This window comes from Pseudomonas sp. G11-1 (assembly GCF_024031555.1).
Classification (GTDB): domain Bacteria; phylum Pseudomonadota; class Gammaproteobacteria; order Pseudomonadales; family Pseudomonadaceae; genus Halopseudomonas; species Halopseudomonas bauzanensis.
This window is the reverse complement of record NZ_QEYQ01000001.1, coordinates 1,135,633-1,160,667: the sequence shown is the minus strand read 5'-3', so window position 1 is coordinate 1,160,667 and position 25,035 is coordinate 1,135,633. Positions and strand designations below refer to the sequence as shown.

Genomic DNA, 25,035 nt, shown 5'->3' with positions numbered 1-25,035 from the left:
CAGAACCTCCCGGTGTGCATGACACACCGCGGTCGGCCAAGTAAACTGGCGCCAGCGCGCCTGCCGGGGCTCGGCAGTGCACTCTCATGCCTCTTTCATACAGCGAGTCTAATCGGATGACAGCAACTCCCAAACCCGTGGTATTGATGATTCTGGATGGTTTTGGACACAGTGAATCACCTGAGTCCAATGCCATCATGGCCGCCAACACCCCTGTCTGGGATCGTCTATGGGCGAACGCTCCGCACACTCTGGTTTCCGGTTCGGGCATGGATGTCGGCCTGCCGGACGGGCAGATGGGCAACTCCGAGGTCGGTCACATGAATCTGGGCGCCGGCCGCGTGGTGTACCAGGATTTCACCCGGGTCACCAAGGCTATCGCCGACGGAGAATTCTTCGACAATCCAACCATCTGTCAGGCGGTGGACAAAGCGGTACAGGCCGGTCGCGCCGTGCATGTCATGGGGCTGCTGTCGCCGGGCGGGGTGCATAGCCATGAGGAGCAGCTGGTCGCCATGGTCGAGCTGGCTGCCCGTCGCGGTGCCGAGCAGATTCAGGTGCATGCCTTTCTCGATGGGCGCGATACGCCCCCGAAAAGCGCTGCGCCGTCGCTGGTCCTGCTCGAACAGGCCTACCAGCGTCTGGGCAAGGGCCGTACCGCAAGCCTGATCGGCCGCTATTTCGCCATGGACCGGGACAATCGCTGGGAGCGGGTCCAGGCTGCCTACAATCTGATTACCGAAGGTCAGGGTGAATTCCGCGCTGCCACCGCCGCCGCCGGCCTGGAAGCTGCCTATGAGCGCGGCGAGAGCGACGAGTTCGTCAAGGCGACGGTCATCGGCGAGCCGGTGCGAGTGGAGGATGGCGATGCGGTGATCTTCATGAACTTCCGCGCCGACCGCGCCCGTGAATTGACCCGGGCCTTCGTCCAGCCGGACTTTGATGGCTTCGCTCGCCAGCGCGCGCTGAACATGGCGGGCTACGTCATGCTCACCCAATATGCTGCTGACATTCCGGCGCCCTGCGCCTTCCCGCCATCCGCACTGACCAACGTGCTGGGTGAGTACCTGGCCAGCCAGGGCAAGACCCAGCTGCGCATTGCCGAGACCGAGAAGTACGCCCACGTTACCTTCTTCTTTTCCGGCGGCCGCGAAGAGCCGTTCGAGGGCGAAGAGCGCATCCTGATTCCATCGCCCAAGGTCGCTACCTATGACTTGCAACCGGAGATGAGCGCACCGGAAGTGACCGACCGCATCGTCGAAGCGATCGAACAGCAGCGTTATGACGCCATCATCGTCAACTACGCCAACGGCGACATGGTCGGCCATACCGGTGTATTCGAGGCAGCGGTCAAGGCGGTCGAGTGCCTGGATCATTGCATTGGCCGCATCGAGGCAGCACTGGCCAAGGTCGGTGGCGAAGCCCTGATCACCGCTGACCACGGCAACGTCGAACAGATGGCTGATGCCAGCACCGGCCAGGCTCACACCGCGCATACCTGCGAACCGGTTCCCTTCGTGTATGTTGGCCCGCGCCGGGTGAGCATGCGCGATGGCGGCATTCTCTCCGATGTGGCGCCCACGGTACTGACTCTGTTGGGGCTGCAACAGCCGGTGGAAATGACCGGCCGCTCCATCGTCAGTCTGCACAACTGAACGCCGCCATGGGCATGCGGTCATGGGCGGGATTATTGCTGTGCCTGATGCTGCTGCCGGCATTGCCTGCCGCGGCGCAGCCGGCTGATGCGGAAAAGGCCCGGGCGGAGTTGAAGCAGGCCGAGCAGGAAATCGTCCGGCTGAAGAAGCTGCTCGGCTCGATCAGGCAGGAAGCCTCCGGTCTGGAAAAGGAGCTGCAGAACAGCGAGAGCGAGATCGGCCGATTGCGCCGCGAGAGCGGCGAGCTGGAACAGCAGATTCGCGAAGGCGAAAGCCGGTTGCAGGATCTGCAGCAGCAGGCCGAGGCGTTGCAGGTGGCGCTCGAGGCCCAGCAGGACCAGATCGCCCGGCAGGTCCGGGCCGCCTACATGGCCGGGCAGCAGGATTATCTGAAGATGGTGCTCAATCAGGACGACCCCTCGCGGGTTGCCCGCATGCTGCGTTATTACGGCTATGTCAGCCGCGCGCGGGTCGAAGAGATCGAGCGCTACAGTGACACCATTGAGCAGATCCGCGAAGCCAGTGCGCAAATCGCCAGCCAGCAGACCGCGCTGCAGCAGGACCGTCAGGCCCTGGCAGCGCGCCAGGGTGAACTGGAAGCCGAGCGTGAAAAGCGTAGCCAGGTGCTTGCCGGGCTGCGTGAGCGCAGCCAGTCGCGGCAACAGCAGATTACCCGGCGCGAAAGCGAGCGGGCCGAACTGGCGGCCCTGATCAAGAAGCTCGATGAAGCCATCACCAGCATCCCGGCGCCGGCCGGTAGCCTGCCCTTCGCCCAGGCCAAGGGCAAGTTGCCGATGCCAGTGAGCGGGCCTATCCGGGCACGCTTCGGCAGCCAGCGGGGCGCCGATTCCCGGCTCAAGTGGGATGGTTTGTTGATCGGCGCGCGGGAAGGCGCGCAGGTGCACGCTGTGCATGGCGGGCGCGTGGTCTTTGCCGATTGGCTGCGCGGCTCCGGCCTGCTGCTCATTCTTGACCACGGCAACGGTTACCTGAGCCTGTACGGTCACAACCAGAGTCTGCTGCGGGATGTCGGCAGTTGGGTGCAGCCGGGCGAGGCCATTGCCACCGTCGGCAACAGCGGTGGGCTGGGCGAGGCAGCGCTGTATTTCTCCATCCGTCATCGCGGGCAGGCTCTGGATCCGGCTGCCTGGTGTATGCTTTCCAGTTGAGAACGCTTTGAAAAATCCCCTGGGCTCGGTCATGCTGCAGTGTCTCGCTGCGCTTTGCGGGGTGGTGGGGTTCGCTGAGTGACTTCGTGCGGCCGGAAGTCATCAGTTAAATTCCGGCCTGGCTGGAATCTTTTACGGATCCAACGTCTTGACTTGGAGAATTCGATGACCGCTGTGCAGAAAATGTCCATCGCTTGCGTGAGCTTCATGCTCGGCTTCATGCCCGTACAGGCTCAGGACAGGGAAGCTGCGGCCCCGCTTCCGCTCAATGAACTGCGCACCTTTACCGAGGTGCTGGAGCGAATTCGTACCTCCTATGTCGAGCCGGTGGACGATGCCACCTTATTGGAGAATGCCATCCGCGGGATGCTCGAAGGGCTGGACCCGCACTCGGCCTATCTCGAACCCGAAGCCTTCCAGGGGCTGCAGGACACCACCAGTGGCCAGTTCGGCGGGCTGGGTATCGAGGTGGGACAGGAAGATGGTTTCATCAAGGTCATCTCCCCGATTGATGACACCCCGGCCTCCCGCGCTGGCATCGAGCCAGGGGACCTGATTGTCAAGATCGATGATCATCCGGTCAAGGGCATGAGCCTGGTGGACGCGGTCGACAGAATGCGCGGGCCGGCGGGCTCAAAGATTACCCTGACCCTGGTACGTGGCGCCGGCCGGCCGTTCGATGTGCAGCTGGAACGCGCGGTGATCAAGGTCAAGAGCTTGCGCACCGAAACGCTCGAGCCGGGCTATGCCTACCTGCGTATCACTCAGTTCCAGAACAATACGGGCGACGAGGTCCGGCGCAGTCTCAAGACCCTGACCGACAAGGGCGAGCTCAAGGGTATCGTGATGGATCTGCGCAACAATCCCGGTGGTGTGCTGCAGTCCGCCGTGGAAGTGGCTGATGCCTTCCTCACCGGGGGGCTGATCGTCTACACCGAGGGTCGGTTGCCCAATACCGAGATGCGCTTCAATGCCTCCTCGGCCAACCCCGGCAAGGATATCCCCATGGTGGTGTTGATCAACGGCGGCTCGGCCTCGGCCTCGGAGATCGTCGCCGGCGCGCTGCAGGATCGTGGGCGGGCGGTGATCATGGGGACCGACAGTTTCGGCAAGGGTTCGGTGCAGACGGTATTGCCGCTGAACAATGACCGTGCGCTGAAGCTGACCACAGCGCTCTATTTCACGCCCAATGGCCGATCGATTCAGGCCCAGGGCATCGTGCCGGATATTCGCGTGGAGCGGGCGCAGCTGACCCGCAACGATGAAGAAGCCAGCTACCGCGAGGCGGATCTGCTCGGCCATCTGAATAATATCAATGGCGAAGAAACCCCGACCCTGCGTACACCCCCTACGGATGCCACGGCCGAGCGTGATGCCGACTACCAGTTGAATCAGGCCTTGAACCTGCTCAAGGGGCTGAATATTACCCGCCGTCGATGAGGTGTTTGCCTGGCCGGTGGCCCGCCGCGCGTCTATTGATGGCCGCATGGCTGACGCTGATGTTGGCCGCCTGCGGCGACTCGGACGAGCCAGAAGTTCCCGCCTCTGCTGAACCGCCGGCGGTGGAGGTGGCAGGGCCGGCTACGGCGGTCATCCAGCAGGACGACGCCTATTACGACGAGTTGCGGGCGCGCTGGTTTGCGTTGGAGCATGCCGAGCGAAGCGCTGCAGCAAGCCCCGGCTCCCACAATGCTGATCCTGAGCAAGCACCGCTATCGGCGGAACCGGAGCCGGTTTCGGAGCTGCCGGTGGCGGTCCTCGAGCCGGAATCCATGCCTGCCATCGGGATCATCATCGACGATCTGGGGCACAGTCTGAGCCGGGGCCGGCGCATCATCGCCCTGCCGGCCCCGGTGGCACTGGCTATCCTGCCCCACACACAGTCGGCCCAACTGCTGGCCAGTGAAGCCGCCGTTGCCGGCAAGACGGTGATACTCCATCAGCCCATGGAAAACGGCGCGGCGCTGGCGATTGGGCCAGGCGGATTGTATGCCGATATGGACAGAGCCAAGCTGGAGCAAACCCTGCAGGCCAACCTCAACAACTTTGTGCCCATTCAGGGACTCAACAACCATATGGGCAGCCGCCTGACCAGCGACCGTCAGGCGATGGACTGGGTGATGCAGGTGCTGGCTGCGCGCGGGCTGTTCTTTATCGACAGCCGCACCTCGGCGGCAACCCAGGCTGCCTTCGCTGCCGAGGCGGCGGGCGTGCGGCACCTGTCGCGGGACGTGTTTCTCGACAATGAGCGCACCTTTGAGGCCATCGACGCCGCTTTCCAGCACGCCCTGACGCTGGCACGCAAACAGGGTAGTGCGCTGATCATCGGGCACCCTTATCCGCAGACGCTGGAATATCTGGAGCAGCGGTTGCCTGAGCTGCAGCGTGAGGAGGGAGTAAAGGTGGTCAGTCTGGAGGCGTTGCTGGCGCGCAAGTACCGGAATTGATCTCGAATTGTGGGAGCGGCTGGGGTTACAGCCGCATCTCGATGCCGCGTTCGGCCATGTAGGCCTTGGCTTCGCCGACGGTGAACTCGCCGAAATGGAAGATGCTGGCGGCCAGTACCGCATCGGCGCCGCCGAGCAGGACGCCGTCGGCCAGGTGCTGCAGATTGCCGACGCCACCGGAGGCGATTACCGGCACATTGACCGCGTCACTGATGGCGCGGGTCACGCCCAGATCGTAGCCGCTCTTCACGCCGTCCTGATCCATACTGGTCAGCAGAATCTCACCGGCGCCCAGCGCCTCCATCTTCTTCGCCCACTCGACCGCATCCAGCCCGGTGGGCTTGCGGCCGCCGTGGGTGAAGATTTCCCAGCGTGCCGGCTCGCCGGGTGCGGACACCCGCTTGGCATCGATGGCGACGACGATGCACTGGGAGCCGAAGCGGTCGGCAGCCTCGCCGACGAACTCCGGCGTGAACACTGCGGCGGAGTTGATCGACACCTTGTCGGCGCCTGCATTGAGCAGGTTGCGGATATCCTGCACGGTGCGCACACCACCGCCCACGGTCAGCGGAATGAATACCTCGCTGGCCATGCGTTCGACGGTGTGCAGGGTGGTGTCGCGGCCTTCATGGGTGGCAGTGATGTCGAGGAAAGTGATTTCGTCGGCACCCTGTTCGTTATAGCGGCGGGCGATTTCCACCGGGTCGCCGGCGTCGCGGATATTCTCGAACTTCACGCCTTTGACGACGCGGCCATTCTCCACGTCGAGGCAGGGGATGATGCGTTTGGCGAGGCTCATGGGCGGCTCCAGATCAAGGGTAACAGCGAGTGCAATCTTCGCGGCGAGGCGCCGCTCCTACCGTGGAACGGCCTGGTCGCACAGCGCCTGGGCTTCAGCTACATCCAGGGTGCCTTCATAGATGGCACGGCCGGTGATGGCGCCAATGATGCCAGGGGCGTTGGCGTTCAGCAGGCTCTGGATATCGCCCAGGTTATGAATGCCGCCCGAGGCGATGACCGGGATCGAGGTGGCATTGGCCAGCGCGGCGGTAGCTTCGACGTTGCAGCCCTGCATCATGCCGTCCTTGGCGATGTCGGTATAGACGATCGCGGAGACACCATCTGCTTCAAAGCGCTTGGCCAGGTCGATTACCTGGACATTGCTGACTTCAGCCCAGCCGTCGGTGGCGACGAAGCCGTCCTTGGCGTCCAGGCCGACAATGACCTTGCCGGGAAAGGCGCGACAGGCTTCACCGACGAACTCCGGCTGCTTCACCGCCTTGGTACCGATGATCACGTAGCTGACCCCGGCGCGAACATAATGCTCGATGGTTTCCAGCGAACGGATGCCGCCGCCGATCTGGATCGGCAGGTCGGGATAACGTTTGGCAATGGCGGTGACCACCTCGCCATTGACCGGCTTGCCCTCGAAGGCGCCATTCAGGTCCACCAGATGCAACCGCCGGCAGCCGGCCTCGACCCACTTGGCCGCCATGGCCACGGGGTCATCGGAAAATACCGTGGCATCGTCCATCAGCCCTTGGCGCAGGCGCACGCAAGCGCCGTCCTTGAGATCGATAGCGGGGATAATCAGCATTGTCTTGTTCCTTTAACGGGTGTGCTTGCAGCCGATTGTTGAGGGCTTGCAGCTCCGGTTTACCACCGCCCGTCCCAGGCCAGAAAATTCTGCAGCAGCTGCAGGCCATTGGTATGGCTCTTTTCCGGGTGAAACTGGGTGGCGAATACATTGTCCTGGGCCAGTGCGGCGGCAAAATCCACGCCGTAGTGGCAGCGCCCGGCCAATTGGCTGGTGCGCTCGGGGCTGGCGTAATAACTGTGCACGAAGTAGAAGCGCGCATCCTGTTCGATGCGGTGCCACAGCGGGTGGTCGGCGCTCTGCTTGACCTGGTTCCAGCCCATGTGCGGTACTTTCAGGCGCACATCGCCTTCACGCAGGTCGTCGCCGAAGTACTTCACCGTGCCGGGGAATAGCCCCAGTGCGTCAACGCCGCCATTCTCCTCGCTGCGCTGCAGCAGCATCTGCATGCCGACGCAGATACCCAGCAGCGGCTTCTCGCTGGCCACCTGGCGCACCACCTGATCCAGTCCCAGCTGGCGCAGCTCATTGATACAGTCACGAATCGCGCCGACGCCGGGTAGCACCACGCGGTCAGCGTCGAGAATCTGCTGCGCATCGCTGGTAACGATGATCTGACGGGCACCGACGTGCTCCAGCGCCTTGGCGACGGAATGCAGGTTGCCCATGCCGTAATCGATGACGGCTACCGAGCTCATCTACAGCGAACCCTTGGTCGAGGGAATGCGGTCGCCCATCCGTGGATCGATTTCGACGGCCATGCGCAGGGCGCGACCGAAGGCCTTGAACACGGTCTCGATCTGGTGGTGGGTATTGACGCCACGCAAGTTGTCGATGTGCAAGGTGACCAGCGCGTGGTTGACGAAGCCCTGGAAAAATTCCTGGAACAGATCCACATCGAACCGACCCACCACCGCGCGGGTGAAGGGCACATGCATCTGCAGACCGGGGCGGCCGGAAAAGTCCAGCGCCACGCGCGACAGCGCTTCGTCCATAGGCACATAGGAGTGGCCGTAGCGGCGCAGGCCCTTCTTGTCACCGACGGCCTTGGCAAAAGCCTGGCCGAGAGTGATGCCGACGTCTTCCACGGTATGGTGGTCGTCGATGTGAAGGTCACCACGACATTCGATGTGCATATCGATCAGGCCATGCCGGGCGACCTGGTCCAGCATGTGTTCGAGGAAGGGAACGCCGATATCAAAGTGGGCCTGGCCGGTACCGTCCAGGTTGATTTCCACTTTGATCTGCGTCTCTGACGTGTTGCGCTCGACACTCGCCCTGCGCTGCGTCATGGCAATTCTCCACAATATGTCATTCAAGGGCGGGCATTATACGTGCAGCCCGCGCTCGGGGGCTATAGAAGGGGGATGGTTCATCTTCCCATGCATCTGATCGCTCGGCAGAATGGGGCGAGATGACTGAGAGGGGCAGGGTTTGGCGGATACCGAGATCATTGTGGTGGGAGCGGGGGTAGTTGGCCTGGCCGTTGCCCAGCGGCTGGCCGCGGCCGGGCGCGAGGTGCTGGTATTGGAGCAGGAAAACTGGCTCGGCCAACATGCCTCCAGCCGCAACAGCGAGGTGGTTCACGCCGGGCTCTATTACCCGCCCGGCTCGCGCAAGGCGCTGCTGTGTCGGCAGGGCCAGGCCTTGCTGTACCGCTGGTGCGAAGAGCATCAGGTGCCGTACCAGCGGATCGGCAAACTGCTGGTCGCCACCAGCCCCGACGAGCTGCCGGCACTGGAGAAACTGCGGGCCAATGCCGCGGCCAATGGCGTCGAGCTGCAGCCGCTGAATGAACAACAGCTTCGCCGGCTGGAGCCAGAGCTGCGGGCGGTGGCCGGATTGCACTCGCCGACCACCGGTATCATCGATAGTCACGCCCTGATGCAGACCTTCGAGGCGATGCTGCTCCACTACGGCGGGCAGCTGTGCTTGAACACCCGGGTGGAACATGTGCGCCGCGAACCGAGTCTACTGCGCGTGCACGGCGTCAGCGCAGGGGAGAGTTTCAGCGTCAGTTGCCGCTATCTGATCAATGCCGGAGGGCTGTTTGCCCAGCAGCTGGCCGGCAGAGTGGAGGGCTATGCGGCTGCTTCGATACCGCCGCTGTATCCCTGCCAGGGGCGTTATTACAGCTATGCCGGGCGCTCGCCGTTCCGACATCTGATCTATCCCATGCCGGAGCCGGGTACCGCCGGGTTGGGCATCCATGCCACTCTGGACCTGCAGGGCCAGTTGCGTTTCGGCCCGGATGTTCGTTACACGGCGGCGCTGGATTACCAGATCGACTCCGGGTTGGCCGATACTTTCGCCAGGGCGATACGGCGTTATTGGCCCGACTGCCGTAGCGAGCGCCTGCAGCCAGGCTATACCGGCGTGCGGGCCAAGCTCAGCGGGCCGGGTGAAGCGGCGGCGGACTTTCTGATTCACGGGCCTGACATCCACGGCATTGCTGGTTTCATCAGCCTGTTCGGCATCGAGTCGCCGGGGCTGACCGCCAGCCTGGCGCTGGCCGAAGAGGTGGCAACATCGCTGGACAAGCTTTAATGTTTCCAGATCACACGGAATTACGGGAGTAATCATGAAAAAACTAGCCAAGATCATCGGTCTGGTGGTGCTGGCCCTTGTCGTTCTGGGCGTCGGAGTGCTGTTCTTCCTGACCCGCATGTTCGATCCCAATGACTACAAGGAACAGATCCGCCAGGCTGCCCGGGAGCAGGCCAATGTCGAGCTGACCCTGGGCGGTGATATTGGTTGGTCGCTGTTTCCCTGGCTGGGCATCGAGCTCAAGCAGGTCGGGCTGGCGCCCGTCGAGCATCCGGAAAAGACCCTGGCCAGTATCGGCAGCATGGGGCTGGGTGTCGAAGTGCTGCCGCTGTTGCGCAAGCAGCTGCGCATGAGCGACGTGATTTTGGACAATATCAGCCTGAACCTGGAAATCGACGAAGACGGCGTGGCCAACTGGTCCAGCATCGGACCGCAGAGCGAGGCCGATGCCGGCGCGCAAGGGAATACCGGGGCGAGTGCCGAAGCCGAGGCTGAAGCCGAAGAACATGGTCGGTTGGATGTGGCAGTGGAAAGCGTGCGCATCACCAATGCCGATATCAGCTATACCGACCGCCGCACTGCCCAGCAGGTGTCGCTGGAAGACGTGAACCTGACCACTGGCGCGCTGATCGAGAACGAGCCCTTCGATGTGGCATTTCTCGGCCTGCTGGTCACCGGCCAACCGGCCATGCGCATGCGCATCGATCTGAACACCGTGGCCAGCTTCAATCTGGACAAAGAGCGGTACCAACTGGACGGCTTCGACCTGAAGCTGGATGCCAGCGGCGACCCCTTCGGCGGTCGTGCGGTGAATATGCAGCTGCAGGGGGACAGCGTGATCGACCTGCAACAGCAGGTGGCTGAGCTGAAGCAGTTGCGCCTGTCCCTGGCGGATCTGCGGGCGACCGGCCAGTTGACCGTCAGTCAGCTGGACAGTGAGCCGCAGCTGGCCGGTGTCATTAACGTGGCGGAATTCGACGCCCGTGCATTGGCCCATGCGCTGGGGCAGAGCCTGCCGGCCATGGCGCAGAACAATGCCCTGAGCAAGGTGGCACTGAATGCCGAGCTGGCCGGAAGCAGCAACAGCCTGATGCTGCAGAATCTCAAGCTGATCGTTGATGGCACCGAGCTGAACGGCAATCTGGGCCTTGCCGATTTCGAGCGCCAGGCCCTGCGCTTCGACCTGCGCGGCAACAGCCTGAACATCGATCATTACCTGCCACCGCCGGAAGACAAGCCGGCAGCGGCAGCGGGCGGCCAGGGCGGCAGCACCTCACGACAGCCACCGGAAGCCTGGAGCAATGACCCCGTGCTGCCATTGGAGACCCTGGCCGGGTTGAACGTGATCGGCAGCCTGGACCTGCAGCAGGTGCAGCTGACCGGCCAGACCATCAGCCCATTCAAGGCCGCAGTCGAGGCGGTGGACGGCAATGTGCGCCTCACGCAGTTCGAGGGTGGCGTGTTCGGCGGGCAGTTCGCCGCCACTGCAGCCATCAACACTACCCGCTCGCCGGCGACCCTGAGCCTCAACGGCAAGCTGGATGACATGGACTCGCTGGCGCTGCAGCGTGCCTACGAGATGGCCGAGCAGTTTCGCGGCGGCCTGGATCTGAACATGAACCTGACGACTCGCGGCAACAGCATGCGCCAGTGGATCAATGGACTGAACGGCGATGTGCGGTTTGATGTGGCTGACGGCGCGTTGCTCGGCGTCAATCTGGAGCAGAAGTTGTGTCAGGCCATCGCTCTGGCCAACCGCAAGCCGCTGAGCGCCGAGCATGGCGGCGCGGATACGCCGTTCACTCAGCTGGGCGGCAGCTTCAAGATCGTCAATGGCAACATCAACAATCGCGACCTGATCGCTGCTCTGCCGGGCATTGCAGCCAAGGGCAATGGCGATATCAATCTGCCGGAGCAGCGTCTGGACTATCGGCTTGGCTTGCTGCTCGATGGTGACAAGAGCGACATGCCCGACCCGGCCTGTCAGGTGAACGATCGCTATGTCGGCATCGAATGGCCGATCCGTTGTGACGGCTATCTGCACAACGCTGCCAAGAGCTGCGGAGTGGATACCGAAGGCGTGACCCGGATCGCCGGTCAGTTGCTGCGCAACGAGGCCGAACGCAAGGTGCAGGACAAGGTTGGCGAGAAGTTGGAGGAAGAGTTCGGCGACAAGGCCCCGGCGGTGCGCGATGCGCTCAAGGGGCTGTTCGGCCGGTGAGTACTGACTCCTTCGCCAGCGCCGTGCTGGCCTGGTACGACCAGCATGGCCGCAAGGACTTGCCCTGGCAGCAGGATATGAATCCCTACCGCGTCTGGGTTTCGGAAATCATGCTGCAGCAGACCCAGGTTGCTACGGTGATTCCCTATTACCAGCGGTTCATGGACACACTGCCGGATGTTCATGCGCTGGCGGCGGCCGATCCGGACGAGGTACTGCATTTGTGGACCGGGCTTGGCTATTACAGCCGGGCGCGCAACCTGCACAAGACCGCGCAGATCGTCGTCAGTGAATATGCTGGCGTGTTTCCGGCCAGTATCGAAGGCCTGGAGGCGCTGCCGGGTATCGGCCGCTCCACTGCCGGTGCCATCGCCAGCCTGAGCATGGGGCTGCGCGCGGCAATCCTGGATGGCAACGTCAAACGGGTGCTGGCGCGTTATCACGCGGTCGAAGGCTGGCCCGGTGAGAAGGCGGTGCATGATCGGCTGTGGCAGATCGCCGAGGGCTATACGCCGCAGCAGCGCTTCGATCATTACACCCAGGCAATGATGGATCTGGGTGCGACCCTGTGCACGCGCAGCAAGCCGTCGTGCCTGCTGTGCCCGGTACAGGCGGGGTGCGCGGCGCGCATCCTGGGCACGCCCAGCGCCTATCCACATTCCAAGCCGCGCAAGGCGTTGCCGGTGCGCCAATGCGTGATGCCGCTGATGGTCAACCCGGAAGGGGACATCTGGCTGCAGCGGCGGCCTGACAGCGGCCTCTGGGGTGGGCTTTGGTGCCCGCCGCAGCTGGATGACCATCTGGCGCTGGAAGAGCTGCTCGAACGGCTGGGCTGGCCGGTGCAGGCGACCGAAACGCTGGCACCGCTGCGGCATACCTTCAGCCACTTTCATCTGGACATCCAGCCGCTGCTGGTGCGGGTCAGCCCGACACCGAGCGTGGCCGAAGCCGGGCAGGTCTGGTATAACCTGCGCCAACCTTCCCGCCTGGGGCTGGCCGCACCGGTCAGCAAGTTGCTCAAGCGGGCAGAACAGATTCTCGATTGCTGAGAGGAGAAGTCCATGTCACGCATGGTGTTGTGTCGCAAGTACAAGCAGGAACTGCCCGGCCTCGAACGGCCGCCATACCCCGGTCCGAAGGGGGACGCCATCTTCAAGGATGTCTCGAAGAAGGCCTGGGATGAGTGGCAGGCCCACCAGACCATGTTGATCAACGAGCGCCGTCTGAACATGATGGATGCCGAGGACCGCAAGTTCCTGCAGCAGGAAATGGACAAGTTCCTGGCCGGTGAGGAATACGCCCAGGCCGACGGTTACGTTCCACCCAGCGCCTGAAAATCCGGCCTTCCGCCTAAGCGGCTGAAAAAAGTGAAAATATCTTCAGCCGGTGCTTGACATGCAAGGCCTCGAATCGTTTAATAGCGCCCCGTTGCCCGGGTAGCTCAGTCGGTAGAGCAGGGGATTGAAAATCCCCGTGTCGGCGGTTCGATTCCGTCCCCGGGCACCACTATTTCAAGCCCGCTGGCTTACACCAGCGGGCTTTTTTATTGGCGTGTTGCGGTGACCGCCCAGTCAGGCCGGTCCGGACACCGTCCCTGTTAGCGGCCAGTCGGTCAGACGAGCTTCGTTGTCTGTCGAGATCTGGTCGGTGACATGCAATCGGGCAGAGCCGATGGTGTTGGTCGGGTCGGCATAACGGATTGTTGGTCGAACCCAACGGCTGTGCTAGCTTTGCCGAATTGCTTCAAAATGGATAACGATACGTGACACCCCCTGCTCTCGAAGTGCGCAACCTGCACAAGCGCTATGGTGACCTGGAGGTACTCAAGGGTGTGGATCTGGTCGCCCGCGACGGCGACGTGATCTCCATCCTCGGCTCGTCCGGCTCCGGCAAAAGCACCCTGCTGCGTTGCATCAACCTGCTGGAAAACCCCCATGCCGGCCAGATTCTGGTCGCCGGTGAGGAAATCAAACTCAAGTCCGGTCGCGATGGTGCCCTGGTCGCGGCCGATAACGCCCAGATCAACCGCCTGCGGGCCCGGGTCGGCTTTGTCTTCCAGAATTTCAACCTCTGGCCGCACCTGAGCATCCTCGACAACATCATCGAGGCGCCGCGCCGGGTGCTGGGCCAGTCCAAGGTCGATGCCGTTGCCGCCGCCGAGGTATTTCTGGAGAAGGTCGGGATCGCCGACAAGCGCGATGCCTTCCCGGCCCAGCTGTCCGGTGGCCAGCAACAGCGCGCCGCCATCGCCCGCACCCTGGCCATGCAGCCACAGGTCATCCTGTTCGACGAACCCACTTCGGCCCTGGACCCGGAAATGGTCCAGGAGGTGTTGATGGTAATTCGGGCACTGGCTGACGAAGGACGTACTATGCTGTTGGTTACCCACGAAATGGGCTTCGCCCGTCAGGTGTCCAGTCAGGTAGTATTTCTGCACCAGGGACAGGTGGAAGAGATTGGCACGCCGGAGCAGGTATTCGACAATCCCAACTCCGAGCGCTGCAAACAGTTCATGTCCAGCCACAAGAAGGAGCAGTATCGATGAAAAGCTACAAGGCAGTTCTCCTGGCGGCACTGACCGCCGTTCTCCTCGGCGGTCAGGCAGTTGCAGCGGATAAGCTGCGCATCGGCACCGAGGGAGCCTATCCTCCCTTCAACGAAATCGACAACACCGGCAAGGCCGTGGGTTTCGATCTGGATATCGCCCATGCCCTGTGCGAGAAGATGGGCGCCGAATGCAGCGTGGTTACCTCCGACTGGGACGGCATCATCCCGGCACTGAACACCCGTCGCTTCGACTTCCTGGTCGCGTCGATGTCGATCACCGAGGAGCGCCAGCGCGCGGTGGACTTCACTGACCCGTACTACACCAACAAGCTGCAGTTCGTCGCACCGAAGAACAGCGACTTCAAGGTGGACAAGGACTACCTGAAGGGCAAGACCATCGGCGCCCAGCGCGCGACCATCGCCGGGCAGTGGCTGGAAGAAGACATCGGTGATCTGGTCAACATCCGCCTGTACGATACCCAGGAGAACGCCTACCTCGATATGGCCTCCGGCCGCATCGATGGCGTACTTGCTGACGTCTTCGTCCAGTACGAGTGGCTGCAGAGCGACGCGGGTTCCGATTTCGAGTTCAAGGGTGACCCGGTATTCGATGATGACAAGATCGGTATTGCCGTGCGCAAGGGCGACCCGCTGCGCGAGCGTCTGAACAAGGCGCTGAAGGAAATCGTCGAAGACGGTACCTACGAGAAGATCAACGCCAAATACTTCCCCTTCAGCATTTACTGATGACTGACCGGGCCCTGCGGGGCCCGGTTGCGCTGACCAACTGACTCTGACCCTCATGCTCGATTTGCACGGATTCGGTCCAGCCCTGATTGAAGGGACCTGGATGACCATACGTTTGTCCCTGGCCTCGGTGGCCCTGGGGCTGCTGCTGGGCCTGCTGGGTGCCAGCGCCAAGATCTCCAACAGCATCGCACTGCGCGGCGTTGGCGGCTTTTACACCTCGGTGGTGCGGGGCGTGCCGGAAACCCTCTGGGTGCTGATAGCCTATTACGGCACCACCTCGATCATGAACTGGTTGGGCAGTCATTTCGGCAACCCCTACCTGACGCTCAGCCCCTTCGCCGCGGGCACCATTGCCCTGGCGCTGTGCTTTGGTGCCTATGCCACCGAGGTCTTCCGTGGCGCGTTGCTGTCGATTCCGCCGGGCCAGCGTGAGGCCGGGCTGGCGTTGGGTATGTCGCGGCTCCGGATCTTCTGGCGCATCACCCTGCCGCAGCTGTGGCGCGTGGCTTTGCCGGGGCTCGGCAACCTGTATCTGATCCTGCTCAAGGATACGGCTTTGGTGTCGCTGATTTCCCTTGAAGAGATCATGCGCAAGGCGCAGGTGGCGGCCAACTCGACCAAGGAGCCTTTCACTTTCTATTTCATGGCGGCACTGATCTACCTCGGCCTGACCGTGATCATCATGGGGGCGCTGCACTGGTTTGAACACCGCGCCAACCGTGGCTACGTGAGGACCGAACTGTGAGCTGGGCCGAACGCTGGGAATTGATCGTCCGTTGGGCGCCGATGCTGTGGGACGGCACCCTGGTTACCCTGCAACTGGTCGGCATTGCTGTGTTGGTCGGGTTGTTCTTCGCCATTCCGCTGGGCCTGGGTCGAGCGTCGCGGCACTGGTACATCCGTGCGGTGCCTTACAGCTACATCTTCTTCTTCCGCGGTACGCCACTGCTACTGCAGCTGTTTCTGGTGTATTACGGCCTGTCGCAATTTGAAGTGGTGCGTGACAGTGTTCTGTGGCCCTACCTGCGTGAGCCTTATTGGTGCGCGCTGATCACCATGACCCTGCATACCGCGGCCTATATTGCCGAGATCCTGCGGGGCGCGATCCAGGCGGTGCCGCCGGGTGAGGTGGAGGCGGCCCGGGCGCTAGGCATGTCCAAGCGCCAGGCGCTGCAGCACATCATCCTGCCGCGGGCGATCCGCATCGGCCTGCCGGCGTACGGCAACGAGGTCATCCTCATGCTCAAGGCCAGCGCCGTGGTGTATACCGTCACGTTGCTGGATATCATGGGCGTGGTGCGTACCCTGAACGCGCGCACCTACCAGTACGAGATGTTCTTCCTAATCGCCGGCCTGATCTATCTGGTCATCACCCTGCTATTTACCCAGCTGTTCAAGCTGGTCGAACGCTGGCTGAAAGTGGATGCCAGCCGCAACCGCTGAAGCGGGCATCGATTACGCTGCCCGTTTCGCCGAGCTGGACGCCTGGTTGCATGAACATCAGGCGCTCTGGCGCGCCAAACCCTTCACCACTCCAGTCTTGCCCTGGGAAGCCGAGTTGCCGGAACTGGCCGCCTGGCTCCGTGCACGCACTCTGGAACAAGCCGAGGCGGCGCACAATCACCCTCAGCTGCTGAACGCGCCCGAGCCATTTGCCAATCTGGCCCGGCAGGCGCGCGAGCTGACCCGTTTGCCGGACTGGAGCGGGGCAGGGCCGGCAGAGATTCCAGAGCGGCTGACGCGACATATTCCCGGACGCAAATGGCAGCAGATCACCCGGTTCGCGGATTGCACCACCCGCCAGTGGCAGCAGCCCACCGGCGAGTGGCTGGACTGGTGCGCCGGCAAGGGCCACCTGGGGCGCCTGCTGGCCTGGCAGGGTGGTCAGTCGCTGCTCTGCCTGGAGCGTGATGCCGCGCTCAACCGGGCAGGGGAACTCCTGGGAGCAGAGGTCGGTATCAGCAGTCGTCATGTGGATGCCGATGTGCTGACGCCTGCCGCCTGGCAACGACTGCAGCCGCAGCACAGCGTGGTGGCATTGCATGCCTGTGGGCAGTTGCACATGACCCTGCTACAGCAAGCCGCTGCCCGGGGCTGTGCACAAATAGCCATTTCGCCCTGCTGCTACAACCGTATTGAGGGCAGGGAATACCAACCGCTGTCGACCGTGGCTCGGCACGCCCAGCTGCACCTGACACGGGACGATCTCGGTCTGCCCCTTCAGGAAAGCATCACCGCCGGCCAGCGGGTGCGCCGCCTGCGCGACCAGTCCATGGCCTGGCGACTGGCCTTCGACCTCTGGCAGCGCGAAACCCGCGGTGTCGATCACTATCTGCCCACCCCCTCGCGTCCGGAAAGCGCCCTGAACCAAGGTATCGCCCATTTCTGCCGGGACCTGGCGGCACATCATCAGCTGCAGCTTCCAGATCCCGCGAGCTGGGAGCAGTTGGAGCGCCGAGGCTGGCAGCGCCTGGCCCAGGTGCGCAATCTTGAGCTACTGCCCGGCCTGTTCCGCCGCCCGCTGGAAATCTGGCTGCTACTGGAACGTGCGCTCTATCTCCAGGAGTCGGGTTACCAGGTTCGCCTTGGCCACTTCTGTGAATACCAGCTCACTCCGCGCAACCTGCTGCTGACCGCAGAAAAAATCCGCCCACAAAGCACACCCATGCTGTGAACGGGTTGCGCACAGAGTTATCCACAGGAATCGGTTGTTCACACTTATCCCCGACTGCTGTGCATAAAGATGTTGATGACCCCTTGGCAAGTGGTCGGGAACCTTCTGTGGCGCGGGCTCCAGAGATCAGGTTAAAAAATGTACAGCGTGAATAAGTTCATGCAAACAAGGAGTTAGGAGCGCAATGTCAAGTGAAGCGAGAGAAACAATTCACAAGTGACAGAAGGGCTTTTTGAGGCCGGAGAAAAAGAATTTCATGCCTCGCTTCCCCTCAGTGCTTTACAGAATTGCCCATCCCTATATAATGCGTGCCCATGCCGGTATAGCTCAGCTGGTAGAGCAACTGACTTGTAATCAGTAGGTCCCGAGTTCGACTCTTGGTGCCGGCACCATCATTGAAAAGGCTCGCAGAAATGCGGGCCTTTTTTGTTTTGGGCAGATTGGACATGAGGGTGGCGGTGAGGACCTGACACGCCATCAAGCAAGCGCCAGTTTGGCGATACCCGAGCCGCATGGGATAGGGTCGATAATCTCCTGCGGCGTATGTATAGTCAGCCCCTCTAAAGTTTTGGAAGACAGTTTGAAGATGACTACCCAGCTTCACATTGAACGGCAGCTAACGCCGCCATAGCGCCCAGCCCCCTCCGCTGTAAGCGACCCTGGACAATCCAGTGGTTCTGTCTCGCTGTGCATGAGAGCTCCGCTCCTACGCAGCATCTCTAATCTTTTTGAAAATGTCGTGTCGACCCATTGCGTCCGGTTCAAGCCGTACGGCGTCGCCGAGTCATGCAATTGAGAAATACAATGCTCCTATCACTGAAACAAGACTGGTTCTCCAATATCCGCGGGGACATTCTGGCGGGTCTCGTTGTTGCCCTTGCACTCATTCCTGAAGCGATCGCGTTTTCCATCATCGCTGGTGTCGACCCCAAGGTCGGGCTTTACGCCTCATTCTGTATCGCCGTGGTAATTGCCTTTGTGGGTGGGCGTCCCGGCATGATTTCGGCGGCGACCGGTGCTATGGCCTTGTTGATGGTGACCCTGGTAAAGAATCACGGCCTTGAGTATCTGCTTGCCGCAACCTTGCTGTGTGGCGTGCTGCAGATACTGGCTGGTTACCTGAAACTGGGTTCGTTGATGCGGTTTGTTTCGCGCTCGGTCGTTACCGGCTTTGTTAACGCCCTGGCGATCCTCATTTTCATGGCGCAATTGCCTGAGCTGACCGGCGTTACCTGGCATGTCTATGCGATGACCGCGGCCGGTCTGGGAATCATCTACCTTTTTCCTTATTTACCCCGAGTGGGCAAGCTGATTCCGTCTCCCTTGGTATGCATCCTGACACTTACCGCTGTGTCTCTTTACCTTGGGCTGGATATCCGTACGGTGGGTGACATGGGTGAGCTGCCGGATACTCTGCCGGTATTTCTCTGGCCGGATGTCCCGCTGACTTTCGAGACGCTGGCCATCATTTTTCCCTATTCCGCTGCGCTGGCGGTGGTTGGTTTGCTGGAGTCCATGATGACCGCAGCCATTGTCGATGACCTGACCGACACCACCAGTGACAAGAACCGTGAGTGCAAGGGCCAGGGCGTAGCCAATATCGCTTCCGGGCTCATTGGCGGTATGGCCGGTTGCGCCATGATTGGTCAGTCGGTGATCAACGTGAAGTCGGGCGGGCGTACACGATTGTCCTGCCTGGTGGCTGGCGCTGTGCTGTTGATTCTGGTGGTGTTTCTCAGCGGCTGGGTCAGCCAGATTCCCATGGCTGCCCTGGTCGCTGTGATGATCATGGTCTCTATCGGCACCTTCAACTGGTCTTCCATCGCGGACCTGAAGAAGTACCCGCTGTCGACCAATATCGTCATGCTGGTGACGGTCGCCGTGGTCGTAGTCACCCATAACCTTGCATTCGGTGTGCTGGCGGGTGTGCTGCTGGCCGCTTTGTTCTTCGCCAACAAGGTGGGGCACTATATGGAAATCACCTCGACGCAGGACAAAGAGGGGAAGCAGCGAATCTACCGAGTTGTGGGCCAGGTTTTCTTCAGTTCCTCGGATAAGTTCGTCTCCGCCTTCGACTTCAAGGAGGTGTTGGAGAAGGTCACTATCGATCTGAACAACGCCCATTTCTGGGATATCACTGCTGTTTCGTCACTCGATAAGGTCGTTCTCAAATTCCGGCGTGAGGGGACGGAAGTAGAGGTGCTGGGGCTCAACCAGGCAAGCGCGACCATCATTGACCGCTTTGGCGTCCATGACAAACCGGAGGCTGTCGACAAGCTTATGGGCCACTGAGGAGGATACTCGGAATGCAAGCCCAACCTTGATGCACTGATTTTCACCATGCTCCATTTCAACGCAAGCTCTCAGCCGCCAAGCCTCTAAATCACGCCTTGGCGAGGCGGCACAGATATTGCTCCGTCCCTGTTGATCCATTCAATGAGGACGGTCCATGTCTATTCGCAATCGTTTCACCCGCTTGCTTCCTTTCGCTCTGCTTCCTTTGGCTGTCGCCGTGAACGCCGATTCTCCAGAGCCGTTCGCCATTCTCGAGCAGCTTTCCGACACCGCTACTCAACTGGAGCAGGGAGAATATGCCGGGAATTTCTACGTACCGTCTTCCTTGGATAACGTGATCTGGGGGTATCTCCCGAACCGCACCGCCAAGCCGGTACTGACTGTTCCATCCGGCAGCGTGGTCACCTTTGACACGGTGTCCCACGAAGGTCTGTTGGAAGATCAGGGGCGCGACCCTGCTGCGTATTTCGGGTCGCATGGCGTCAAGCACGAGCATGTTCTGGCCGAGGCCATCGCCTTGACCGCCTCGGACCGTGCCCATGATTTCAGCAAGGATGGCCCGCATGTGGTGACCGGCCCGGTTGCCATCGAAGGCGCCGAGCCGGGCGACGTGCTCAAGGTGGAGATCCTGGCGGTCGAGCCGCGCGTTCCCTATGGCGTCATTTCAAACCGGCACGGCAAGGGCGCGCTGCCGGGTGAGTATCCGAAGACCCCGGCTCAGGCTGATGCCAGTGCCGAGCATCCGGAGCGGTACGGCAATCTGTCGATATTCACACCCATTGAATGGAGTGAGAACGGATACGTCGGGGTGCTGGACGGCGGCGATGGCAGGAAGATCAAGTTTCCGCTGCAACCGTTCATGGGGATCATGGGCGTGGCCGCCGATACCGATGAACCCGTCCACTCCGTGCCCCCGGCCCACTACGGCGGTAACGTGGATGTAAACGACTTCGGTGCGGGTGCGACAGCCTATTACCCCGTCGCAGTTCCGGGTGCCCTGTTCTACACCGGTGACAGCCACTTCGTGCAAGGTGACGGCGAGGTCGCCTTGACCGCGCTGGAAGGCTCGGCGCGTGCCACCTTTCGCTTGACGCTGCTGAAGAGTGGGGCCAGTGATATTCCCGGCAAGCAGCTCTCCCAGCCGATGGGTGAAACAGATGATTTCTGGATCACCCTGGGCCTGGACGAGGATTTGGACGAGGCAATGAAAAAGTCCACGCGTGAAGCTATCCGGTTCCTTGTCGAGCAGTACGGCGTGGACGAGACCGTCGCCTATGCCTATCTCAGCGCAGCGACTGACTTCCAGGTGTCCCAGGTAGTCGACAAGACCAAAGGCATCAATTCCATGATCCGCAAGGCGGACTTCAGTGAATTCCAGCCGTGACAGCCATCGCTTTTTTCACAGTGAATCCAGAGCAATGTACACCTGATCCCGAGTCGAGGAGCAAAGCATGATTTCAAGCCGAGAAGAAGTGACCCGTCTGATCCTCGCCAGCAAGGTCCGCAAAGGCCTGCAATGGCGGGAGGCGGCGGAGGTGGTAGGGCTATCCAAGGAGTTCGTGACCGCGGGCTGTCTGGGGCAGATGACCTTTGACAAGGCGCAGGCCGAGGCGCTGGGCCAGTTATTCGAGTTGCCTGACGAAGCCATAGCCTGGCTGCAGATCGTGCCGTACAAAGGGTCATTGCCCAGCGCGGTGCCCTCTGATCCGCTTATCTACCGCTGGTACGAGATCGTCAGCGTCTACGGCACTACCATCAAGGAGCTTATCCATGAGGAATTCGGTGATGGCATCATGAGCGCCATCGATTTCTCCATGGATATCCAGCGCCAGGCTGATCCGAAGGGGGACCGGGTCAACGTGGTACTGTCGGGCAAATTCCTGCCTTACAAGAGCTACTGAGTATAGCTTTCAGCAATCGGATGCTGCGGAAGAAAACTTAACGCAGCGTCCGGTGTCAGTTAACCACGACAGCGCAAGCTGTCCCTGATGAGGTTGTTTCCAACGCAATGAGTTTGAAAGGTATTTAATGCAATCAACTATCAAGGCACTCGTCCTGCTGGTGGTGCTGGCTGTGATATCCGGGTGCAGCAGCATGCCCGGGTCGGGTGCTGGCGGCAACTGGGTGGGGCATACAGAATCAGGTCAGGCGTCGTTCTATGCCGACCGCTACGAGAACCGGAAGACCGCCAGCGGCGAGCGCTACAAAGCCCGCCAGAACACGGCAGCACACCGGACACTGCCGTTCGGCTCACAGGTCAGGGTGACCAATGTGCGAAATGGTAGAAGCGTGGTGGTGCGCATTAACGACCGAGGGCCATTTGTCCGTGGTCGGGTTATCGATCTTTCTCGCTCGGCCTTTGCCAGTATCGGTGATACCTCCGCAGGCCTGCTGAAAGTCAGGATGGAGGTCATCAAGTAGTTCGGGTGGCCGTTTGAACATTGCTCTCTGCATCGCCCAAGCGACGGGGCATAGAGCATGCCCCAGATCATCCCCTATGCGGCAGCGGCCACCGAGCCCAGCAGTACACCCAGCTTGGCCGCGCGTGAAACCGACACTAGCCTGTCGCAGAACGCACCGTTTTCTGCACGGTATCGGCCAGGCGGCGCAGGCGCGGCAGATAATCATCCAGCAACACCTCAAGGGGTACCCGTGCGGCATTGGTGCTGATATTGATGGCGCCGAGCAGATCACCATTGCTGGCGAACACCGGCGTCGCCACCGAGCGCAACCCCAGGTCCAATTCCTGGTCGACCAGGGAATAACCTCGCTCCCTGACCTGCGCTATCTCCGCGCGCAGCGCATCCATGTCGACCAGCGAATGGGGCGTGTGGGCGCGCAATTTCACCTGCTGCAACAGGCTATCAAGCTTCGCCTCCGGCAGTTGCGCGAGCAATACCCGGCCCATGGACGTATAGGCAGCGGGTAGTCGTGTACCGACCGACAGGCTGATTGCCATCAACCGGTGCGGTGCTGCCGAACGCACCACATACACCACATCGACCCCATCCAGCACGCTGAGCGAGGACGACTCGCCGATTTCGGCGGTGATGTCCTGTAGGTAGTGCTGGATGACGGCGCGGTACTGGTTGGACGCCTGGAAGGCATGCCCCAGCTCCAGAACCCGGGGGGTCAACTCGAAATCTCGAGCGCTGCGCCTGACGTAACCCAGGGCTTCCAGGGTCAGCAGAAAGCGCCGGGCCTTGGCCCGGTCCATATCGGTGCGGGTGGCCATCTCGGTGAGGGTCATGCGTGGATGCTCGGCATCGAAGGCGCTGAGTATCTGTAATCCCGACGCCAACGCAGCGACGTAATCCCGATCACCGGGTTGAAGTTTATTGTCCAGAGCCGTTCTCCCTGAGATGCATGACAGAGGCGATCTTAGCATTGTTCGCATGGCGAACATCAGCGCGTATTTCGATTAAGCCCAAAGCTGGTATTGACGGAAGGAAAGTAGTTGCGCCATGATGTTCGCATACAAAACAAAAGTTCGCCATACGAACTTGCCCAATTAATCTTAGTGGAGATATGTAATGGCTGAATTCCTCTCTCTCCAGGACGCGGTGAAAAAGCATATCCACGACGGGGATACCGTCGCGATGGAAGGCTTCACCCACCTGATTCCCTTCGCCGCGGGCCATGAAATCATCCGTCAGCAAAGACGCGAGCTGACCCTGATCCGCATGACTCCGGATCTGGTGTACGACCAGATGATCGGTGCCGGCTGTGCCAGCAAACTGATCTTCTCCTGGGGCGGCAATCCGGGTGTAGGCTCGCTACATCGCCTGCGCGATGCCGTCCAACAGAGCTGGCCGTGCGCTCTCGAGTTGGTCGAGCATAGCCACGCGGCCATGGCCAATGCTTACGAGGCTGGCGCCGCCGGGCTCCCGCTGGCGGTATTGCGCGGGTACATCGGCAGTGATCTGCCCAAGGTCAACGATCAGATCAAGTTCATCGAGTGCCCCTTTACCGGTGAGCGTCTGGCGGCGATCCCGTCGATCCGGCCGGATGTGACGGTCATTCACGCCCAACGTGCTGACCGCAAGGGCAACGTGCTGGTGGAAGGTATTGTCGGCGTGCAGAAAGAAGCGGTGCTGGCAGCCAAGCGCAGCATCGTCACCGTTGAGGAAGTTGTCGACGACCTGGGCGCTTCGGTAAACGCCTGTGTCATTCCGTCCTGGGCTATCAGCGCCATCGCCGTAGCGGAAAAGGGCGCTGCGCCTTCCTATGCGCTGGGCTACTACGATCGCGATAACGCTTTCTACAAAGATTGGGATGCCATCGGCCGTGATCGCGAGCTGTTCCAGGTCTGGCTGAAAGACAACGTATTCGAGAATGGAGCGGCTTGAGATGACTAGCGAATTTACCTCCTCGGAAATGATGAGCGTCACTGCGGCGCGCGCACTGAACAACGACATGACCTGCTTCGTCGGTATCGGCCTGCCCAGTGAGGCAGCGAACCTGGCGCGGCTGACCCATGCGCCGGATATCACCCTGATCTACGAGTCCGGCACCTTGCAGACCAAACCCGACGTGCTGCCGTTGTCCATTGGTGATGGCGAGCTGTGCTCATCGGCACTGACCACCGTCTCGGTACCCGAGATGTTCCGCTACTGGCTGCAGGGCGGGCACGTCAGCGTCGGCTTTCTCGGCACCGCGCAGGTTGACCGTTATGCCAACCTGAACACCACCTTGATCGGCGACTATCGTGATCCCAAGGTACGCCTGCCTGGCGGTGGTGGCGCCCCGGAAATCGCCACCAATGCCAAAGAGGTGTTCATCACAGTCAAGCATTCCAAGCGTACCTTCGTGAAGGACATAGACTTCATCACCACTGTCGGCTTTGGCCGCGATGGCAAGGCGCGGGATAACGTGCCAAACATTGGCCGTGGCCCGACCGTGGTGATCACCGATCTATGCATCCTTCGGCCCGATCCGCAGGACAAGGAGCTGGTCGTCACTTCCCTGCATCCGGGCGTGACCCGCGAGCAGGTGATCGAGGCCACCGGCTGGGAGATTCGTTTCGCCGATAGCCTGGAAAGCACCCCGCCGCCCAGCGAGCAGGAGCTGACCGTGCTGCGCGACCTGAAGGCGCGTACCGCGGCGCACCACGCCGGTCAATAAATCGAGGAC

General features: G+C 61.4%; 24 protein-coding genes and 2 tRNA genes. 21 read left to right on the top strand and 5 right to left on the bottom strand.

Features of this window, described 5'->3' with window-relative positions; genetic code table 11:
- Positions 1-116: 116 nt before the first annotated feature.
- The 4 genes from gpmI (at position 117) to DHB74_RS05330 (ending at position 5,271) form a co-directional block, all read left to right on the top strand.
- Entirely contained in the window at positions 117-1,655 is a 1,539-nt protein-coding gene (gpmI, locus tag DHB74_RS05345; RefSeq protein WP_036989055.1) for a 2,3-bisphosphoglycerate-independent phosphoglycerate mutase, read from the top strand.
- An 8-nt stretch (positions 1,656-1,663) separates the two neighbouring features.
- Positions 1,664-2,824 carry a murein hydrolase activator EnvC family protein gene (locus DHB74_RS05340; protein ID WP_083392469.1) on the top strand — a complete coding sequence of 387 codons (1,161 nt, stop codon included), beginning with the start codon at positions 1,664-1,666 and terminating at the stop codon, positions 2,822-2,824.
- 165 nt (positions 2,825-2,989) lie between these two features.
- Entirely contained in the window at positions 2,990-4,264 is a 1,275-nt protein-coding gene (locus tag DHB74_RS05335) for a S41 family peptidase (protein ID WP_074779440.1), read from the top strand.
- Positions 4,265-4,302: 38 nt separating this feature from the next.
- The gene (locus tag DHB74_RS05330) at positions 4,303-5,271 is read left to right on the top strand and encodes a divergent polysaccharide deacetylase family protein (RefSeq protein ID WP_499160944.1); all 969 of its coding nucleotides are present in this window, start codon (positions 4,303-4,305) and stop codon (positions 5,269-5,271) included.
- A 25-nt stretch (positions 5,272-5,296) separates the two neighbouring features.
- On the opposite strand, the gene hisF is transcribed toward DHB74_RS05330, so the two are convergent.
- From hisF to hisB, 4 genes are read right to left on the bottom strand one after another with little or no spacing between them, the layout of a single operon-like run.
- Positions 5,297-6,070 (bottom strand): imidazole glycerol phosphate synthase subunit HisF, encoded by a 774-nt coding sequence (hisF, locus tag DHB74_RS05325; RefSeq protein ID WP_036989058.1) that lies wholly within the window; start codon positions 6,068-6,070, stop codon positions 5,297-5,299.
- 57 nt (positions 6,071-6,127) lie between these two features.
- The gene (hisA, locus tag DHB74_RS05320) at positions 6,128-6,868 is read right to left on the bottom strand and encodes a 1-(5-phosphoribosyl)-5-[(5-phosphoribosylamino)methylideneamino]imidazole-4-carboxamide isomerase (RefSeq protein ID WP_036989059.1); all 741 of its coding nucleotides are present in this window, start codon (positions 6,866-6,868) and stop codon (positions 6,128-6,130) included.
- A gap of 59 nt (positions 6,869-6,927) precedes the next feature.
- Positions 6,928-7,566, bottom strand: a complete 639-nt coding sequence (hisH, locus tag DHB74_RS05315; protein ID WP_036989061.1) for an imidazole glycerol phosphate synthase subunit HisH — start codon at positions 7,564-7,566, stop codon at positions 6,928-6,930.
- A complete protein-coding gene (gene hisB, locus DHB74_RS05310; RefSeq protein ID WP_036989062.1) occupies positions 7,567-8,160 on the bottom strand; it encodes an imidazoleglycerol-phosphate dehydratase HisB in 594 nt (197 codons plus the stop codon).
- A 142-nt stretch (positions 8,161-8,302) separates the two neighbouring features.
- Here hisB and DHB74_RS05305 point away from each other — a divergent pair, with 142 nt between their 5' ends.
- The 15 genes from DHB74_RS05305 (at position 8,303) to DHB74_RS05235 (ending at position 22,323) form a co-directional block, all read left to right on the top strand.
- Positions 8,303-9,415: an NAD(P)/FAD-dependent oxidoreductase gene (locus DHB74_RS05305; RefSeq protein ID WP_499160943.1), complete on the top strand. Its 1,113-nt coding sequence runs from the start codon at positions 8,303-8,305 to the stop codon at positions 9,413-9,415.
- Positions 9,416-9,449: 34 nt separating this feature from the next.
- The gene (locus DHB74_RS05300) at positions 9,450-11,636 is read left to right on the top strand and encodes an AsmA family protein (protein ID WP_499160942.1); all 2,187 of its coding nucleotides are present in this window, start codon (positions 9,450-9,452) and stop codon (positions 11,634-11,636) included.
- Positions 11,633-12,685 (top strand): A/G-specific adenine glycosylase, encoded by a 1,053-nt coding sequence (gene mutY, locus DHB74_RS05295; protein WP_036989065.1) that lies wholly within the window; start codon positions 11,633-11,635, stop codon positions 12,683-12,685. The genes DHB74_RS05300 and mutY overlap by 4 nt, the downstream gene beginning before the upstream one ends.
- A 12-nt stretch (positions 12,686-12,697) precedes the next feature.
- On the top strand, positions 12,698-12,970 hold the full coding sequence (locus DHB74_RS05290) for an oxidative damage protection protein (protein WP_036989067.1): 273 nt from the start codon (positions 12,698-12,700) through the stop codon (positions 12,968-12,970).
- 96 nt (positions 12,971-13,066) lie between these two features.
- Positions 13,067-13,142, top strand: a tRNA-Phe gene (locus DHB74_RS05285).
- 256 nt (positions 13,143-13,398) lie between these two features.
- Positions 13,399-14,181, top strand: a complete 783-nt coding sequence (locus DHB74_RS05280; RefSeq protein ID WP_036989068.1) for an ABC transporter ATP-binding protein — start codon at positions 13,399-13,401, stop codon at positions 14,179-14,181.
- Positions 14,178-14,930 (top strand): ABC transporter substrate-binding protein, encoded by a 753-nt coding sequence (locus tag DHB74_RS05275; protein WP_074779429.1) that lies wholly within the window; start codon positions 14,178-14,180, stop codon positions 14,928-14,930. The genes DHB74_RS05280 and DHB74_RS05275 overlap by 4 nt, the downstream gene beginning before the upstream one ends.
- Before the next feature lie 55 nt (positions 14,931-14,985).
- Entirely contained in the window at positions 14,986-15,678 is a 693-nt protein-coding gene (locus DHB74_RS05270) for an ABC transporter permease (RefSeq protein WP_074779427.1), read from the top strand.
- A gap of 41 nt (positions 15,679-15,719) precedes the next feature.
- A complete protein-coding gene (locus tag DHB74_RS05265) occupies positions 15,720-16,376 on the top strand; it encodes an ABC transporter permease (protein ID WP_036990141.1) in 657 nt (218 codons plus the stop codon).
- Positions 16,357-17,607 (top strand): methyltransferase, encoded by a 1,251-nt coding sequence (locus tag DHB74_RS05260; RefSeq protein ID WP_499160941.1) that lies wholly within the window; start codon positions 16,357-16,359, stop codon positions 17,605-17,607. Before DHB74_RS05265 ends, DHB74_RS05260 begins: the two co-directional genes overlap by 20 nt.
- Positions 17,608-17,923: 316 nt before the next feature.
- Positions 17,924-17,999, top strand: a tRNA-Thr gene (locus tag DHB74_RS05255).
- 412 nt (positions 18,000-18,411) lie between these two features.
- Positions 18,412-19,899, top strand: coding sequence for a SulP family inorganic anion transporter (locus DHB74_RS05250; protein WP_499160940.1), 1,488 nt, complete (start codon positions 18,412-18,414; stop codon positions 19,897-19,899).
- 157 nt (positions 19,900-20,056) lie between these two features.
- Positions 20,057-21,286, top strand: coding sequence for an acetamidase/formamidase family protein (locus DHB74_RS05245; protein WP_499160939.1), 1,230 nt, complete (start codon positions 20,057-20,059; stop codon positions 21,284-21,286).
- A 67-nt stretch (positions 21,287-21,353) separates the two neighbouring features.
- Positions 21,354-21,803 carry a cyanase gene (gene cynS, locus DHB74_RS05240; RefSeq protein WP_499160938.1) on the top strand — a complete coding sequence of 150 codons (450 nt, stop codon included), beginning with the start codon at positions 21,354-21,356 and terminating at the stop codon, positions 21,801-21,803.
- Positions 21,804-21,930: 127 nt separating this feature from the next.
- Complete coding sequence (locus DHB74_RS05235; RefSeq protein ID WP_036989074.1) at positions 21,931-22,323, top strand: septal ring lytic transglycosylase RlpA family protein; 393 nt, start codon at positions 21,931-21,933, stop codon at positions 22,321-22,323.
- A gap of 136 nt (positions 22,324-22,459) precedes the next feature.
- Here DHB74_RS05235 and DHB74_RS05230 read toward each other — a convergent pair whose 3' ends face one another.
- Positions 22,460-23,290: an IclR family transcriptional regulator domain-containing protein gene (locus DHB74_RS05230; RefSeq protein ID WP_074777445.1), complete on the bottom strand. Its 831-nt coding sequence runs from the start codon at positions 23,288-23,290 to the stop codon at positions 22,460-22,462.
- A 145-nt stretch (positions 23,291-23,435) separates the two neighbouring features.
- Here DHB74_RS05230 and DHB74_RS05225 point away from each other — a divergent pair, with 145 nt between their 5' ends.
- Both DHB74_RS05225 and DHB74_RS05220 read left to right on the top strand, forming a co-directional pair.
- Positions 23,436-24,251, top strand: coding sequence for a CoA transferase subunit A (locus DHB74_RS05225; RefSeq protein ID WP_499160937.1), 816 nt, complete (start codon positions 23,436-23,438; stop codon positions 24,249-24,251).
- A gap of 1 nt (position 24,252) precedes the next feature.
- Positions 24,253-25,026 carry a CoA-transferase subunit beta gene (locus tag DHB74_RS05220; protein WP_499160936.1) on the top strand — a complete coding sequence of 258 codons (774 nt, stop codon included), beginning with the start codon at positions 24,253-24,255 and terminating at the stop codon, positions 25,024-25,026.
- The last annotated feature ends 9 nt before the right edge of the window (positions 25,027-25,035 follow it).

Excerpts from the sequence above, each read along its gene's own strand:
- gpmI (WP_036989055.1), top strand. The coding sequence starts at position 117 with ATGACAGCAACTCCCAAACCCGTGGTATTGATGATTCTGGATGGTTTT.
- DHB74_RS05340 (WP_083392469.1), top strand. The coding sequence starts at position 1,664 with ATGGGCATGCGGTCATGGGCGGGATTATTGCTGTGCCTGATGCTGCTG.
- DHB74_RS05335 (WP_074779440.1), top strand. The coding sequence starts at position 2,990 with ATGACCGCTGTGCAGAAAATGTCCATCGCTTGCGTGAGCTTCATGCTC.
- DHB74_RS05330 (WP_499160944.1), top strand. The coding sequence starts at position 4,303 with ATGGCCGCATGGCTGACGCTGATGTTGGCCGCCTGCGGCGACTCGGAC.
- hisF (WP_036989058.1), bottom strand. The coding sequence starts at position 6,070 with ATGAGCCTCGCCAAACGCATCATCCCCTGCCTCGACGTGGAGAATGGC.
- hisA (WP_036989059.1), bottom strand. The coding sequence starts at position 6,868 with ATGCTGATTATCCCCGCTATCGATCTCAAGGACGGCGCTTGCGTGCGC.
- hisH (WP_036989061.1), bottom strand. The coding sequence starts at position 7,566 with ATGAGCTCGGTAGCCGTCATCGATTACGGCATGGGCAACCTGCATTCC.
- hisB (WP_036989062.1), bottom strand. The coding sequence starts at position 8,160 with ATGACGCAGCGCAGGGCGAGTGTCGAGCGCAACACGTCAGAGACGCAG.
- DHB74_RS05300 (WP_499160942.1), top strand. The coding sequence starts at position 9,450 with ATGAAAAAACTAGCCAAGATCATCGGTCTGGTGGTGCTGGCCCTTGTC.
- DHB74_RS05290 (WP_036989067.1), top strand. The coding sequence starts at position 12,698 with ATGTCACGCATGGTGTTGTGTCGCAAGTACAAGCAGGAACTGCCCGGC.
- DHB74_RS05275 (WP_074779429.1), top strand. The coding sequence starts at position 14,178 with ATGAAAAGCTACAAGGCAGTTCTCCTGGCGGCACTGACCGCCGTTCTC.
- DHB74_RS05270 (WP_074779427.1), top strand. The coding sequence starts at position 14,986 with ATGCTCGATTTGCACGGATTCGGTCCAGCCCTGATTGAAGGGACCTGG.
- DHB74_RS05265 (WP_036990141.1), top strand. The coding sequence starts at position 15,720 with ATGCTGTGGGACGGCACCCTGGTTACCCTGCAACTGGTCGGCATTGCT.
- DHB74_RS05260 (WP_499160941.1), top strand. The coding sequence starts at position 16,357 with ATGCCAGCCGCAACCGCTGAAGCGGGCATCGATTACGCTGCCCGTTTC.
- DHB74_RS05250 (WP_499160940.1), top strand. The coding sequence starts at position 18,412 with ATGCTCCTATCACTGAAACAAGACTGGTTCTCCAATATCCGCGGGGAC.
- DHB74_RS05245 (WP_499160939.1), top strand. The coding sequence starts at position 20,057 with ATGTCTATTCGCAATCGTTTCACCCGCTTGCTTCCTTTCGCTCTGCTT.
- cynS (WP_499160938.1), top strand. The coding sequence starts at position 21,354 with ATGATTTCAAGCCGAGAAGAAGTGACCCGTCTGATCCTCGCCAGCAAG.
- DHB74_RS05235 (WP_036989074.1), top strand. The coding sequence starts at position 21,931 with ATGCAATCAACTATCAAGGCACTCGTCCTGCTGGTGGTGCTGGCTGTG.
- DHB74_RS05230 (WP_074777445.1), bottom strand. The coding sequence starts at position 23,290 with ATGCTAAGATCGCCTCTGTCATGCATCTCAGGGAGAACGGCTCTGGAC.
- DHB74_RS05225 (WP_499160937.1), top strand. The coding sequence starts at position 23,436 with ATGGCTGAATTCCTCTCTCTCCAGGACGCGGTGAAAAAGCATATCCAC.
- DHB74_RS05220 (WP_499160936.1), top strand. The coding sequence starts at position 24,253 with ATGACTAGCGAATTTACCTCCTCGGAAATGATGAGCGTCACTGCGGCG.